At 36.6% G+C, this 14582-nt stretch carries 13 protein-coding genes; 6 read left to right on the plus strand and 7 right to left on the minus strand.

Annotated elements, in window-relative coordinates:
• The first annotated feature begins 328 nt into the window (after positions 1-328).
• Together QM481_RS03410 and QM481_RS03415 are read left to right on the plus strand one after the other, a co-directional pair.
• The gene (locus QM481_RS03410; RefSeq protein WP_283380654.1) at positions 329-1312 is read left to right on the plus strand and encodes a pyruvate dehydrogenase complex E1 component subunit beta; all 984 of its coding nucleotides are present in this window, start codon (positions 329-331) and stop codon (positions 1310-1312) included.
• A gap of 356 nt (positions 1313-1668) precedes the next feature.
• Complete coding sequence (locus tag QM481_RS03415; protein WP_283380655.1) at positions 1669-2583, plus strand: hypothetical protein; 915 nt, start codon at positions 1669-1671, stop codon at positions 2581-2583.
• Between the two features lie 203 nt (positions 2584-2786).
• On the opposite strand, the gene QM481_RS03420 is transcribed toward QM481_RS03415, so the two are convergent.
• Positions 2787-3527, minus strand: coding sequence for a sulfite exporter TauE/SafE family protein (locus QM481_RS03420; protein ID WP_283380656.1), 741 nt, complete (start codon positions 3525-3527; stop codon positions 2787-2789).
• Between the two features lie 152 nt (positions 3528-3679).
• A complete protein-coding gene (locus tag QM481_RS03425) occupies positions 3680-4060 on the minus strand; it encodes a winged helix-turn-helix domain-containing protein (RefSeq protein WP_166553459.1) in 381 nt (126 codons plus the stop codon).
• Positions 4061-4402: 342 nt separating this feature from the next.
• Here QM481_RS03425 and QM481_RS03430 point away from each other — a divergent pair, with 342 nt between their 5' ends.
• Together QM481_RS03430 and QM481_RS03435 are read left to right on the plus strand one after the other, a co-directional pair.
• Positions 4403-5725, plus strand: a complete 1323-nt coding sequence (locus QM481_RS03430) for an alpha-L-fucosidase (RefSeq protein ID WP_283380657.1) — start codon at positions 4403-4405, stop codon at positions 5723-5725.
• Between the two features lie 171 nt (positions 5726-5896).
• The gene (locus QM481_RS03435; RefSeq protein WP_283380658.1) at positions 5897-7174 is read left to right on the plus strand and encodes a DUF2851 family protein; all 1278 of its coding nucleotides are present in this window, start codon (positions 5897-5899) and stop codon (positions 7172-7174) included.
• On the opposite strand, the gene QM481_RS03440 is transcribed toward QM481_RS03435, so the two are convergent.
• Complete coding sequence (locus tag QM481_RS03440; protein ID WP_283380659.1) at positions 7128-8159, minus strand: PAS domain S-box protein; 1032 nt, start codon at positions 8157-8159, stop codon at positions 7128-7130. The two genes, QM481_RS03435 and QM481_RS03440, sit on opposite strands and share 47 nt — an antisense overlap.
• 177 nt (positions 8160-8336) lie before the next feature.
• Positions 8337-8888 (minus strand): hypothetical protein, encoded by a 552-nt coding sequence (locus QM481_RS03445; RefSeq protein WP_166553455.1) that lies wholly within the window; start codon positions 8886-8888, stop codon positions 8337-8339.
• A 65-nt stretch (positions 8889-8953) separates the two neighbouring features.
• Between QM481_RS03445 and QM481_RS03450 the strand changes: the two genes are divergently transcribed.
• Complete coding sequence (locus tag QM481_RS03450; protein ID WP_166553454.1) at positions 8954-9652, plus strand: fatty acid desaturase; 699 nt, start codon at positions 8954-8956, stop codon at positions 9650-9652.
• 316 nt (positions 9653-9968) lie between these two features.
• Here the strand turns inward: QM481_RS03450 and QM481_RS03455 are convergent, their stop codons facing one another.
• The gene (locus tag QM481_RS03455) at positions 9969-10943 is read right to left on the minus strand and encodes a polyprenyl synthetase family protein (protein WP_166553453.1); all 975 of its coding nucleotides are present in this window, start codon (positions 10941-10943) and stop codon (positions 9969-9971) included.
• 385 nt (positions 10944-11328) lie between these two features.
• Between QM481_RS03455 and QM481_RS03460 the strand changes: the two genes are divergently transcribed.
• A complete protein-coding gene (locus QM481_RS03460; protein WP_283380660.1) occupies positions 11329-12264 on the plus strand; it encodes a patatin-like phospholipase family protein in 936 nt (311 codons plus the stop codon).
• Positions 12265-12595: 331 nt separating this feature from the next.
• Here the strand turns inward: QM481_RS03460 and kdsA are convergent, their stop codons facing one another.
• The gene (gene kdsA / locus QM481_RS03465; RefSeq protein WP_283380661.1) at positions 12596-13405 is read right to left on the minus strand and encodes a 3-deoxy-8-phosphooctulonate synthase; all 810 of its coding nucleotides are present in this window, start codon (positions 13403-13405) and stop codon (positions 12596-12598) included.
• A gap of 73 nt (positions 13406-13478) precedes the next feature.
• On the minus strand, positions 13479-14498 hold the full coding sequence (gene murB / locus QM481_RS03470; protein ID WP_283380662.1) for a UDP-N-acetylmuramate dehydrogenase: 1020 nt from the start codon (positions 14496-14498) through the stop codon (positions 13479-13481).
• Between the last annotated feature and the right edge of the window lie 84 nt (positions 14499-14582).

The following is a 14582-nucleotide window of genomic DNA, read 5'->3' on the forward strand; positions in this document are numbered from 1 at the left end:
AGGAAGTAACCTTGAATCATGACGATATTAGGGAATACTTTTGTGGTAAATGAGTAAAAAAATCTATTTTTTCGGTTTATTAAGAGGAAGATTTTAGTATCCAATCATCAGTTTTAGGGCATAAAAGCGACTTTTCAGAAAATAAGTGTTTTCAAAAACTAACAAATATCAGCTATTTGAGGTTTCTTGAATAATGTTACTGGCTTAGTTGCTAAACCCGCTTGTCTGTTCCAATATTCTTCCCTAATTTTACAGACAGTTTTCAATATAACAAGAATCTAATTTTTAACGCATAGCGTCCTAAATATCCTAGAATTATCTTAAACAAATGAGAGAAATACAATTCAGAGAGGCTCTTCGTGAAGCCATGAACGAAGAAATGCGTCGTGACCAATCAGTTTTTTTACTGGGAGAAGAAGTAGCCGAATACAATGGTGCTTATAAAGTTTCGCAAGGAATGTTGGATGAATTCGGTCCAGACCGAGTAATTGACACGCCAATTGCCGAGCTAGGTTTTGCAGGGATCGCTGTAGGTGCTGCCGCTAATGGTTTGCGTCCTATCGTTGAATTCATGACATTCAACTTCTCATTGGTAGCTATTGACCAAATTATCAACTCTGCTGCCAAAATGATGTCGATGTCAGGTGGTCAGTATTCTTGTCCAATGGTTTTCCGTGGACCTACAGGTAATGCTGGTCAATTGTCTTCACAACACTCTTCAAACTTCGAAAACTGGTTTGCTAACACACCAGGTTTGAAAGTAGTTGTGCCTTCAAATCCTGCTGATGCAAAAGGACTTTTGAAAGCTTCTATCCGTGATAATGACCCTGTTATTTTCATGGAGTCTGAATTGATGTACGGTGACAAAGGACTTGTTCCAGATGGCGAATACCTTATTCCTATCGGAAAAGCAAACGTTGTAAAAGAAGGTACAGATGTTACTATCGTAACTTTTGGTAAAATGTTGTCACGTGTTGTTATGCCAGCCGTTGCTGAATTGACTAAAATGGGTATCAACGCTGAGGTTATCGACTTAAGAACAGTTCGTCCTATCGACTATGAAACAGTTCTTGCTTCTGTAAAAAGAACCAACCGTTGTGTGGTAGTTGAAGAAGCTAACCCAATTGCAGGACTTTCTTCTGAGATTGCTTACAATATTCAACGTTGGGCATTTGATTTTATGGATGCTCCAGTAATCCGTGTAAACTCAAAAGACCTTCCTCTACCTTATGCACCAACGCTTATCGATGAAATTTTGCCAAGCATTCAGCGTACAGTTGATGCTGTGAAGGCAGTACTTTATAAAAACTAATTTCTACTGATAAAATTGAGTTCGGTAATTAATTCCAGTAACTGAATTTTTATTCATAGATTTTTTTAAGAAATCTTAGTCTTCACAGGCTAAGATTTTTTTTGTTTTAATACTATTATAATTATATGTAACAACAGATACCGTTCTTCGCCTATAACCAATTTTCACTCGCTCATAATTATTTAATACTCTTATACAAAATTTCTTTATAGTGCTCAACTCATTTGCTATCAACAAAGTACAAATTTTAAAATATGATTTATATCAATTATAACCATTTTTAAGCACTAATGTATTTGGAATAGTGATTTTCAATGTCTATTTTAGAGTTACAAAGCCCATAAAATTTTATACTCATGAAGAATCACTATCTATTTATTATCCTTTTGTCCTCCGTCTTTCTGTTTACACAATGTAGCGAAGACCCATCGGTAGAACCATCAAGCCCTGAGCACAGTGGTCTCAAAATTGACCTTAGCTCTATTTACAGAGGGGTATATCTTGACAGTTTGAAATACATTGTCGGTAACCAAGGTAAAGAAAATGCTTTGCTTCAATGGTGCCAATACAACAACTTTACTACGGTAACTTGCTACGATTTGTACACGTTATTAGCAACATCGGCGGGGTATCCTAAAGTAGCGGCGTTTATTCGTAAAGCACGTACACAATATGGCATCACTACCGTTACCGCTTGCATGGGTTCGGCTAGTGCCTTTACGACTACTATCAATAATTATAATGCTAGCCGTACAGATGCCCTCGAAAAATTTGATTATGCTAACTTGGAACTTGAATGGTGGAATAAAGCTGCAACCTTTAAAAGCTACCTAAAAGAATTACAAGGAATCAATGCTTGGGGAGATGCTCAAACAACGCCAGTACCTACGGAAACCTACATAGGATGGTTTCAAAACCCTACTGGTCAAGAGTTGACACAAGCAACAGGAATTGTTACAAATACAGACCGAGTATTGGTACACGATTACCAAACCACTCCTACTTTTAGCTATATGCAGAGCCGTTTGCAATGGTTAGGAAAAGCAGCTAAGGCGCAAAATAAAATTCAAAAAGTAGTATTCTTGTTTAGTGCCGAACCTACTTTTTCATTCAACTATTTTGTCAATAATAGCTTTGATAATACTTATATAAAAGTACTAAGTGAATATCAAGCTGCTTCATTCACAGGAAAAGAAAATCTTGAAATTATTGGTTATCAAATTTTTGCCCAATCAGAAGGACGTGCCGCACGCCCAATGATGATTCAATAGAATTTGAGTATCAATGGTGAATTAGTAGTGTACTTAGGATGATAAAAACTGTTTATCGGATGTTGGATTTCGGAGGTGTAGGCTTCTATTGTTTATGACCAATAAAGGTCTTTTTGTTTATTTCCGAAATCAGAAATCCCCAATCTACAATAGTTTGAAATCCTTAGTGCAGCGCTAATTCACCATTTGCAACTCACCATTCTCTAGGTAAATATAAGCTTCAGACAAGCAATTACTAGTCCCAATGCCAGCATATATCGTAAGGTTGGGATATTGAATCTATGACTACCGTAATAAGCCCCAACGGTACCTCCTACTATAGTTGCCATCACTGCATAAATCAAATCTGGCTGAATCACCAACGTTCCTTTTGAGATAGCTCCGATCAATCCCGAAACGGAATTGACAAAGATAAATAATGCCGACACCGCAGCCGTTTGTTTGAGTGTTGCCCAGCCCATTACAAGCATTACAGGACTCAAGATAATGCCTCCGCCAATACCAATCATTCCAGATAAAAGTCCAATCACTGCACCAGTCAACAAGGCCCCAAACAATGGAATCTCTTTTACTTCATGCTCGGACTTTTCGAATTTCACCAACATTCTTACAATCGAAATAAGAATACATACCGCTAATATTTTTTTGTAAATACTATCGGGAAGTGTATAAGTGGCTCCCAAAAAAGACATAGGAATACTGGCAATGGCAAAAGGCCAAAAAAGTTTGATTTTGAAATGCCCTGCGCGATAAAAACCAATAAACGAAAATAATGATACCGCCAAATTCATAATCAGTGCTGAAGATTTCATCAATGCGGGAGCAAAACCTAACAAGGCCATTACAGCAAGATATCCACTAGCGCCACCATGCCCTACGGAAGCATATAAAAAAGCCACTGTTGCCAGCATTGCCAGCATTAAGATCATTTGGGAAATATCCATGAATTCAATTATAAGTTGTAAGCAAGTTTAGCGGTTTCGAAAAATTCAATTAATTTTTCATGAGTACTCGTTTCGCTATTTTTGTAAAAATATAACGTATGAATTAAAAAGACAAGACTTGAAGAAGTATAAATGAAAAATGAGACTTGTAGCTAAACGATACCTAAGATGTGACTTTTTTGATTGAAGGCTTCTGTTTCTTGTTTCAAAAAATCTTTAAACCTTTGTTGCAAAGCTTTATATTCGACAATAGCTTTTACTCCTTCGTCTGTGACTACTGCCCCACCTCCTCTTTTTCCACCCACTTGGGTAATCACAAAAGGCTTAGAAGACTGGACATTCATCGAATTAATCAATTCCCATGCTCTTTTGTAAGACATATTCATGGCTTTGGCAGCTTGTGAAATAGAACCATGTTCGATGATAAGCTCCATCAATTGGATTCTTCCTTTTCCTAAAAATCGGTCGGTACCATCAGATTTTTCAATCCAAACAGCCCCCACAACCTGATAAGATTCTTTTTCTTGACTCATATATTGGGTATTAAGTATTAGTGCTATTCGACGAATTATGAATTTGTAGTGTACTAAGCATTTTAAAATCATCCATTGGGTATTAGTACTTTATGAAGGATTATAAAAACTGTTTATATCGAATGTCGGATTTCGGAAGTGTAATTTTCTGTTTTTTGTAAAAAATACAGGTATTTCACTTTATTTCCGAAATCAGAAATTCCAAATATACAATGGCTTACAAACTTTGTTACAGTCCTACTTCACCATTCATCATAATCACTATTTCATAAATGTATAGGTATTTTTTGAGAAAAATATCTTTTAAAAACACCAAATTATCTTTACAAACTATTATAAAACATGAAAAAAATTACAACTGCTTTATTGTGTTGTTTTCTAGCAACGGCATCCATGTTTGCACAAAAATATGTGCCTAGTCCCGAAAACCTCAAAGCTCGTCAAGAATTTGATGAAGCTCGCTTCGGAATGTTTATCCACTGGGGCGCATCAAGCGTTTTGGGCGATGGTGAATGGGTTATGAACAACAAAAATATTAAAATAAAAGATTACCAAAGACTCCAAAGAGCTTTTAATCCAGTAGATTTTGATGCAAAAACATGGGTTGGTATTGCCAAAAACGCTGGTATGAAATACATTACCCTCATTACTCGCCATCACGACGGCTTTAGTAATTTTCATACGCAATATTCAGATTGGGGCATTGCAAACACCCCTTTTAAAAGAGATATTGTTAAAGAAATCGCAGATGAATGTCATAAGCAAGGTATCAAAATATGTTTTTATTATTCGCTATTGGATTGGTATCGCACCGATTATCCTTACGAAACTGGTAAAACAGGTAAGGGTACTGGACGTACCGAAAAAAGTAACTATGCCAGCTATTTACAGTTTATGAAAAATCAGCTTACCGAGTTACTCACCAAGTATGGAGAAGTGTCAACTATCTGGTTTGATGGACATTGGGACCAGTTAGACAACGATCATGATAAAACATTACAATCTAAAATAGACTGGAAATACGATGAAATCTATTCACTAATTCACAAACTTCAACCACAGTGTTTGATTGGCAACAATCATCATTTGTTACCAATTGATGGTGAAGATTTCCAGATGTTTGAGCGTGATCTTCCTGGCGAAAACAAATCGGGCTTATCGGGACAAGAAATTGGTAAATTACCTCTCGAAACCTGCGAAACACTCAATGGCTCATGGGGATATAATATCAAAGATAACAGTTACAAAACTCCAAAAGAATTAGTTGATTACTTGGTTAGAGCAGCAGGCTATGGCGCCAACTTTTTGTTGAATGTTGGACCAATGCCTAATGGCGAAATACAATCAGAATTTGTCGAAAGATTAGCCAAGGTAGGTGATTTCATGAAAATATACGGCTCAACGATTTATGGCACGCAAGGCGGATTTGTTCGCCCGCAAGATTGGGGTGCTGTAACCGAAAAAGGCAATAAAGTATATCTTCATTTACTAAAACAAAAAGAAGATAAATGGATGATTAAAATACCTGTAGCATTCAAAACGGCTAAATATTTTAAATCTGGAGCACCAGTGAAGTTCCAAAAATTAGATAACAACTTCGTTGTTTTTGATATTAATCCAGCTCAAAGAGATGAATTAGACACGGTGATTGAGCTGGAAAAATAAAATTACCTTATCACATTTAAGCGTTTGATTTTATAGGGAATGGTGTTTTGAGCATCATTCCTTATTTTTTTAATACGATTAGAGAAAATATTGTTAAAAAATAGAGCATTTTGATAGATTTTTCTATTTTTACTACAAACTTTTAGTTCTTAATCTATCAAACACCTTATAATGATGCAAGAAGCCTTTTTACACCATGTTTGGCAATTTCAAAAATTTAATAGTCTTTCTCTATTAAGCACACAAGCTGAGCCTATTCAGGTTCTGAAAGTTGGCTATCACAACGCTCATGCTGGAGCAGATTTCTTAGAAGCGCATATTCAAATTGACGATGTCGAATGGATAGGAAGTGTGGAAATACACCTCAAATCTTCGGACTGGGAACAGCATACACATCAGCACGACCAAGCTTATGGCAATGTAATTTTACACGTAGTTTGGGAAAATGACCGCGAGGTACATCGCCACGATGGTACCATAATGCCCACTTTGGTCGTAAAAGACCTCGTTGATACACATCTGTTACAATCTTATGCAGATTTTATGGCTAAACCTACTCAAATTCTCTGTCAAGGTCAATTCGAGGAAGTTCCCTATATTAGAAAACTAGGGATGTTAGATAAAGCTTTATTACTAAGACTTGAAAAAAAGGCTCATTATATCATGGAGATTTTTGCTAAATGTAATCAAGATTGGGAGGAAGTAGCATATCGATTATTAGCCAAAAATTTTGGTTTTGTCGTCAATGCCGAACCCTTTGTGAGGTTAGCCGAAAATTTACCTCTCAAATGTATTCATAAGCATCGAGATAGTCTTTTTCAGATTGAAGCCATGGTATTTGGGGTAGCTGGTTTGTTGGAAGTAATTGAGGAAAATGATGAATATCAGCAAAAATTAAAGCAGGAATTTAAGTTTTTGTCCGCAAAGTATCAGCTAAAACCTGTTGTAGAAAAACATGAGTGGAAGTTTTTGAGAATGCGACCTGCCAACTTTCCAACGGTTAGGTTAGCGCAATGGGCAGCCTTAATTGGGAGAAATGCTAATCTTTTTTCCTTAATGATTTACTTTAATGATACTCAAACCATAGAATCACTTTTTAACATTAGCACCTCATCGTATTGGGGAAATCACTATCGTTTCGGAAAGTCTACTGAAACAAAGGTGAAAAGTTTTGGAAAAAGTTCTCTTGAAAATATCCTAATCAATACCGTTGTACCTTTGATGGCTGGATATGGCAGGTATAAAAACGAGCCAATGTTAGTAGATAAAGCAATTGCTATGCTTGAAGAAATACACCCTGAGAAAAACCATATTTTGGATATTTGGCAAGAACTTCGCTTACCTATCAAAAATGCGGCTGATTCGCAGGGTGCTTTGGAATGGATGAAAAGTTTTTGTCAAACTAAGCGCTGTCTTTCGTGTGAAGTTGGCTTATTTCTTCTTCGCTAGATTCGAGAGCTCTTGATTTGAGGACTGTCTCACGAATAATATCATCTAGTTGTTGAGCACTAATTTTGAGCATTTCAACCAATATTTGAATACCGGGTGGAATTGTTGTTTCGTTTTCCAACAAATCCACAGCACCTAAGATATTTGCCACAGGATGCCTAATCACATGCGATTGGGTATAGGCAATCTCTTTGAGTTTGGAGTTTTGGTCAATAATAATCTGCTCACGCTCTTTTACTTTGCTAATATCTTGAATAATTGACCATATACGAGGTTTTCCATGCTTGTCCAACACGAGTCTTCCATGTAATAAAATCGGAATGGTATGTCCATCTTTATGGATATATTCTTTCTCATAAGGGCCATAACTCCCTAAATTATGTAAATTTCTGAGTTGTTCCTGTTCTTGTTCTTCGTAGGATTGAGGAGTTAATGCCCAATAATCTACCTTCAAAAGTTCTGATTTTGAATATCCTGTCATGGTAGACAATGCGGTATTCACTTCCAGAAAACGCCCATCCATCGAATTCACAGCGATACCTACAGGCGATAACTCAAAAAGGCTACTATACTTATTTTGATGCTCGAGCAACAAGGCATTCATGTTGACAGTTTGCTCATTTAGCTCCTCCACGTGGGTTATATCATGACCGATACAAAGAATTTCATGGGGTTCTTGATTGGCGTTTAATTGTAATGAAAACTCCCATTGTGTCCAAAGAAAACTATTGGCAATATGAGGTTTTCTTAATATCACAGGAAAAGGCTTTTCAGGCTCAGCAAAACATAGCTGAATCACCTCAGCACATTTTTGATGATCTTCCATATAGACCGTATCAAGACTGAATACTCCCACCAAATTTTTACCTACATACTCAAATCTCTTTTGAAAATATGGTGATACGTACGTGATAAAACCTTCTAGGTCAATTTTTACCATGTACAGGTAGTTAGAGTTCTTAATAGCATCAATAATTTTTGACATAATTGTGCGTGTGTTAGTTCTGGCCTTCTATCAAGATAGAAGAGTAAGGCAATTATAATTCATCAAAAACATTAGTGGTAGTTTGAAGCTGAGTTGGGAGTGGTATGTTTCTATAAAAATAAATCTTTCTCGCAAAAAGTAATACTACTATACTCATTTTCATGCGAAATATACTAATTAATCAAATTTCTTAGGCAATTTTAGCTCCTTCGCATAGTAAGCGGTAGCATACTCGTAATTGTAATGTAAAAGCAAATTGAGGTTTTCCAGAAAATCAAACTGCTCGTCGGGATGCAATTTTTCCACTTTCTTCACTACAGCCTCCGTTCTTTTGGCTAAATATTGCAATAATGCATCTGCATAAGAACTGTATTTTTCAACAATATAAGTATTATGTTCAAAGCATCCTTTGATAAGGGCAATAGTAAGCTCTACTTCTCCGTATTTATCTTTTGTAATTTTTAGATGTCTTGTAATAGCACTGCTCATTTTTCTAACTTCATAAAGCAATGCTTTGGGAGAAGTTATGTGAGAATGATACATCATCTCAAATGCCTCATGTAAATCTGCCCTGCGTTCTTGCAAGGTTTCGCCTGCTTCTAGTAATTCAAACTCGAATTTTTCAATCAATAACTTATCTTTTCCAATCAAGCGAATCAAAAGTTTATCTTTTTCCTTTTGAGGTAAATCAAGAATAGCTTGTTGGAGATTTTTTTCAATTTTAGCCATGAAAATACAATTAACTTTACATTTGATGTTTGTAACAAAGTTATAGGCTTACTTGTTTAACCAATATGAACTCACTCAAAAATTATAAAGGTTTATATTATGCCGCATTGATTTTACTCTTGTGGGGAGCAAATCTTTGGTATTTTCTACATTATCCTGTTCGTTTCGATGATCCTTTAATTTATTTGGGACTATTGATACAAACGCACCTCTACACGGGTGTATTTATCACCGCACATGATGCCATTCATGGTGTAGTGATGCCACATCGCCCAAAGGTTAATTATGGGATTGGCTGGCTTTGTGCTACTTTGTTTGCCTTTAATAATTATAACAAACTGAGTTCGAAGCACCACTTGCATCACAAGCATGCAGCAAGTGAACAAGACCCTGATTATTATGCAGGTAATTTTTTTCGATGGTATCTTAAGTTTGCCTTAGAATATGTCACAGTTTGGCAAATAGTTCTAATGGCAATTACCTATAATTTACTCAAATTAGTCTTTCCGATGTGGAATCTAATCCTGTTTTGGGAAGTACCTGCTATTTTGAGCACTTTGCAATTATTCTATTTTGGCACGTATTTGCCACATCGTGGCGAACACGACCCCTCAGATAAACATAAAGCCAGGAGTCAAGGCTTAAATCACTGGATTGCCTTTTTCTCTTGTTACTTTTTTGGGTATCATCATGAACACCATGCTTATCCGTATTTGCCTTGGTGGAAATTGGCAGAAGCCAAAGAAAAGACTGAATCCAAATAGCTGATTTATCCTTGATTTAGTGAATTGAGATTGACTGAATGAGTGATTATTTTAAAGTTTGTATTCTAGTAGTAGAGACGCAATGATTGAGTCTTGAGCTGAATAAAATCTAGTATAATAGCATCAAAAAAGCGCTCGAAAAACTATTTCCGAGCGCTTTTTTGATATTTGTAGAATCATCCTAGTCCCACAATTAGGGGTAACTCATGTTCGATATTGGATTTTTAGAGACAATGTATTGGGTCTCTAAAAGTAAAAATCATGTAAAAAATAATCACTCATTCACTCAATCACAATTCACTCAATGAAAACTTGACTATTTAGCTCTTTCTATCGTAAACTGTACCAATCCTGCCAAGGATGTGCGATAGATAGATTCTGGAAATGAATCCAAAATAGCTAGTGCTTCACGAACAATATTTTGCATTACTTCGGTAGCATATTGCAAACCTCCCGATTTTTTTACAAAATCAATCACCTCTGCTACCTTTTTAGGGTTCTCAGAATCATTTTTAATCGTGTTGATTACATGACGCTTAGTACTCCAATCTGCTTGGTTAAGAGCATATATCAAAGGCAAAGTCATTTTCTTTTCCTTGATATCGATACCTAAAGGTTTACCTATTTCAGCATCGCCATAATCAAAAAGGTCATCCTTGATTTGAAAAGCAATACCGACTTTCTCCCCAAATAATCTTGCTTTTTCTACTGTTTCGGCATTAGCTCCTGCCGACGACATGCCTGCGGCGCAACAAGCAGCAATCAAAGTGGCTGTTTTTTGACGAATAATTTCAAAATAAATATCTTCTGTAATATCCAGTTTACGAGCTTTCTCGATTTGCAAAAGCTCTCCTTCTGACATTTCTCGCACGGCTGTCGAAACGATTTTCAACATCTCAAAATCTCCGTGATCGATAGACAGTAACAACCCTTTTGAAAGGAGATAATCACCTACTAAAACTGCAATTTTATTTTTCCAAAGCGCATTTACAGAGAAAAAACCACGGCGATAATTAGAATCATCTACCACATCGTCATGCACAAGTGTAGCCGTGTGAAGAAGCTCGATAAGCGCTGCACCACGATAGGTTTCTTCTGTGATTTTGCCAAACACTCCCGCCGACAAAAATACAAACATAGGTCGGAGTTGTTTCCCTTTGCGTTGGACAATGTAATTCATGATTGTGTCCAACAGCATCACTTTCGTTTTCATAAACTGGCGAAATTTGCCTTCAAAGGCATCCATTTCGGCAGCGATGGGAGCTTGTATTTCCTTGATTGATAAAGACATTTGTTCAATTGCTGGGCACCTAGTTTGGGTATATTTTATGACAAAGACAGGTACCGTTCTTAATTCCGACGCAAATTAGTCGATTTAGATAAAAAACAGGTAATTTAACCTGACTTTATAACATAAAAACTGTATTTTAGTTTGTTAGAAGATTTAGTTTTTTTCACAAAAAAGGCTACTGATTATGGTTTTTTTCTAGAAAAAAATCATACGCTTTGAGAAAAATATTTCCCAAAAATGACAAGTATCCTATTGATTATTAGCAAGTTTAGTTATCATTTTGATCAAATAAAGTAAAACTTTAGCTTTCAAAAAAGGCTATCTTTCTCTCTATCCAAAGTTACCTAATTATTTAACTATGAACCAATATCATTGAAATACCTCTATGAGTAAAATATTAGTATTGGCAGGTGGTTCTGTCAAAGGGGCTTATCAAACAGGGGTTGTTCGTGCGGTATTTGAGTCTGGTTTTTATCCAGATGCTATTTATGGGGTTTCGGCAGGAAGTATGAATGCTTCCTATTTGGTCAATGCCATTGGTAGACAAATGCTTGAGAATGGTGTTATTGACTATACAGAAACTGCATTAGACCTCTGTCAATTTTGGGCAAATAATATCACTACCCCCGATTCTCTGGCGTTACGTAGGGGCACTTACGAGTTAGGGTTAAGTGCTATTCGTAGAAACTTTGAAGGCTTATTGGATACGACACCACTCAAGGAAATTCTCCATAACAATATTCATCTACGAAATCTCAATGCAAGTCCTGTTACTCTCAAAGTTGGTGCTGTCGACATTATCAATGGCAATATGATTTATGCCGACCCAAGCTATGAGCATTTCTTGGATTATGTGATGGCTTCGTCGGCGATTCCGATTTTGATGCCTGTTATCAATATTGGTGACCACAAAAAAATGGCTTTTCTGGACGGGGGTATGCGCGATGTAGCTCCAGTCAAAAAAGCCATCGACGATGGTGCAGATGAGATTGTATGTATCGCCTGCCACACTCGAAAACTTGACGGCGGGTATTTTCCTTATGGCAACTTGCTGGCGCTGGTAGACAGGGTGATGGACATTGCCGTAAACGAATGTCTCAATGCAGATTTGGATTGGGCTGAGTTTAGAAACGAATGTTTGCCCGAAGATGGAAGCTGTGCTACTTCAGGAATTTTGAAAGGTCAAAAAAGAATCAAATTAAAAATTATTCGCCCACAACAACCCTTGAATATCGATATCCAATCGTTTGATAAAGATGACATAGAAAGACTCATTTTGTTGGGCTACCAACAAGGGAGAGATGAAATGAAGAATTATTGAGGGGAAGTTAGTTGTTAGCAGGGTATCTGTTATTTGAGGGAACGTAAATAGCGTTGAGTTACGCCCAATTGAGTGATTGTTTTAAGAAGAAATTCACCAGTAGAGACGCAATGCTTTGCGTCTAAAAAGTGCCGTTTTGTATTGTAGTATCAACATCAACATGAGTCATACAGAATGTCAAACTTAACATTTCATCAAAAAAGCGCTCGAAAACTATTTTTCGACCGCTTTTTTGATACTATTATACTAGATTTTATTCAGCTCAAGACGCAAACATTGCGTCTCTACTGGTAAAACACTCAAAATTCCCTCAGTTAGAACTGAATTATGTTTAAACAATAGCTTGTCTCACACGTACTAATTTTTCTAATAAAGCTTCCAACTTGTCTAATGGCAACATATTGGCACCATCAGATTTAGCAACAGCTGGATTTGGGTGTGTCTCAATAAACAAACCATCTGCTCCTACTGCAATAGCAGCTTTGGCGATAGTCTCAATCAATTGAGGCTTGCCACCTGTTACACCAGTTCCTTGGTTTGGTTGTTGCAACGAGTGAGTACAATCCATCACCACTGGAACACCATGAGCTTGCATTTCAGGAATATTGCGGTAATCAACCACCAAGTCACCATAGCCAAAAGAGTTACCACGGTCTGTCAAAAATACCTGAGCATTAGGGTTTTCGTGCAATACTTTCTCTACAGCAAACCCCATAGAAGGACCAGACATAAACTGTCCTTTTTTAATGTTTACAGCTTTACCTGTCTTGGCAGCAGCAGCCAAAAGGTCTGTCTGACGGCACAGAAATGCTGGAATTTGTAATACATCTACATACGGAGCTGCCATAGCCGCTTCGTCAGACTCATGAATATCTGTTACCGTAGGAAGGTCGTAATACTCGCCAACTTCTTTCAAGATTTCCAAGGCAGGAATATCCCCGATACCTGTAAAAGAGTTCAATTTTGTACGGTTTGCTTTACGGTATGAACCTTTGAAAATAAATGGAATACCAAATTGGTCAGTAATCCCTTTTATTTTTTCAGCAATTTCAAAAGCCAAATCACGATTCTCGATGGCACAACTACCTGCCATTAAGAAGAAATTATTTTTATCTAAGTTTTTTAATTTGGGAATATTCATGTTGGATATTTGTTTTTGGGAGAAAAACTTTGATTGAGTTCTATTAGTGATCGTATCGTTATAACGCTTAATCTTATATAAAATTCACTTCTGGATGTAGCAAAATACCGAATTTTTCGTTGACTGAATCTTGAATTTTATAGGCTAATTCTTTAATCGCTTTGCCATTGCCTCCACCATGGTTTACAAGTACGAGAGCTTGTTTGGCATGTACTCCTATTTGTCCATCTCGGTAACCCTTCCAACCAGCTTGCTCAATAAGCCAACCTGCGGGCACTTTAATCAACTCAGGATTTACACTCGGAAATGACACGATATGTGGGAATTTTTCTTTCAATGTATCAAACTGTGCTTTGGGTATTTCTGGATTTTTGAAAAAACTGCCCGAATTACCAATTTCAGCTGGATTAGGTAATTTACTCTGACGAATATGAATCACTGCATCACTAATAGCTTTGATACTAAGTTGTTCGATACCCATTTCTTTCAAAGTGTCTTTAATAGCACCGTATTCGACATGAAAATTGGGCGTTTTACTAAGGATAAACGTTACATTAAGAATAACATATTGATTTTTGTGAGAGTTCTTAAAAATACTTTCTCTATAACCAAAATGACATTGCTCCAGTGTAAAAGTCTCTATTTCAAGAGTTTCTAAATTAAGCGCTTCGAGTTTTTCAAAAACATCTTTGATTTCAATTCCATAAGCCCCAATATTTTGCATTGGTGCTGCCCCCACTGTACCAGGAATCAGGGAAAGGTTTTCGACGCCTGCCCAGTCATGGGCAATACAATGCATCACAAACTCGTGCCAGACTACTCCCGCTCCTGCTTTCAAATACACATGATTTTCATTTTCATCGACCTTCTCGATTCCTTGAATATCTATTTTAATCACCAAGCCCTCAAAATCTTTTGTTAGTAAAATATTGCTTCCGCCACCCAAAAACAATTTTGGGGTATCTTTGAAAGTTTCGAGTGATAAAACTTCTACCAATGCTTCAACTGTTTTGACCTCAGTAAAGTATTGAGCCGTAGCTTCAAGCCCGAAAGTATTATAGGCTTTTAAAGAAATATTTTCTTGAATATTCATTAGGTTGTTGTTGGAACGAATGAAAATTTAAAATAAACGTAAAGCAAAGTTACAATGAGTAAAGTGCTTTTCAATTATTTTAAT

Source organism: Flectobacillus rivi, assembly GCF_030056655.1.
GTDB lineage: Bacteria > Bacteroidota > Bacteroidia > Cytophagales > Spirosomataceae > Flectobacillus > Flectobacillus rivi.

Coding starts and splice junctions, on each gene's coding strand:
- QM481_RS03410 (WP_283380654.1), top strand. CDS start 329: ATGAGAGAAATACAATTCAGAGAGGCTCTTCGTGAAGCCATGAACGAA.
- QM481_RS03415 (WP_283380655.1), top strand. CDS start 1,669: ATGAAGAATCACTATCTATTTATTATCCTTTTGTCCTCCGTCTTTCTG.
- QM481_RS03420 (WP_283380656.1), bottom strand. CDS start 3,527: ATGGATATTTCCCAAATGATCTTAATGCTGGCAATGCTGGCAACAGTG.
- QM481_RS03425 (WP_166553459.1), bottom strand. CDS start 4,060: ATGAGTCAAGAAAAAGAATCTTATCAGGTTGTGGGGGCTGTTTGGATT.
- QM481_RS03430 (WP_283380657.1), top strand. CDS start 4,403: ATGAAAAAAATTACAACTGCTTTATTGTGTTGTTTTCTAGCAACGGCA.
- QM481_RS03435 (WP_283380658.1), top strand. CDS start 5,897: ATGATGCAAGAAGCCTTTTTACACCATGTTTGGCAATTTCAAAAATTT.
- QM481_RS03440 (WP_283380659.1), bottom strand. CDS start 8,159: ATGTCAAAAATTATTGATGCTATTAAGAACTCTAACTACCTGTACATG.
- QM481_RS03445 (WP_166553455.1), bottom strand. CDS start 8,888: ATGGCTAAAATTGAAAAAAATCTCCAACAAGCTATTCTTGATTTACCT.
- QM481_RS03450 (WP_166553454.1), top strand. CDS start 8,954: ATGAACTCACTCAAAAATTATAAAGGTTTATATTATGCCGCATTGATT.
- QM481_RS03455 (WP_166553453.1), bottom strand. CDS start 10,943: ATGTCTTTATCAATCAAGGAAATACAAGCTCCCATCGCTGCCGAAATG.
- QM481_RS03460 (WP_283380660.1), top strand. CDS start 11,329: ATGAGTAAAATATTAGTATTGGCAGGTGGTTCTGTCAAAGGGGCTTAT.
- kdsA (WP_283380661.1), bottom strand. CDS start 13,405: ATGAATATTCCCAAATTAAAAAACTTAGATAAAAATAATTTCTTCTTA.
- murB (WP_283380662.1), bottom strand. CDS start 14,498: ATGAATATTCAAGAAAATATTTCTTTAAAAGCCTATAATACTTTCGGG.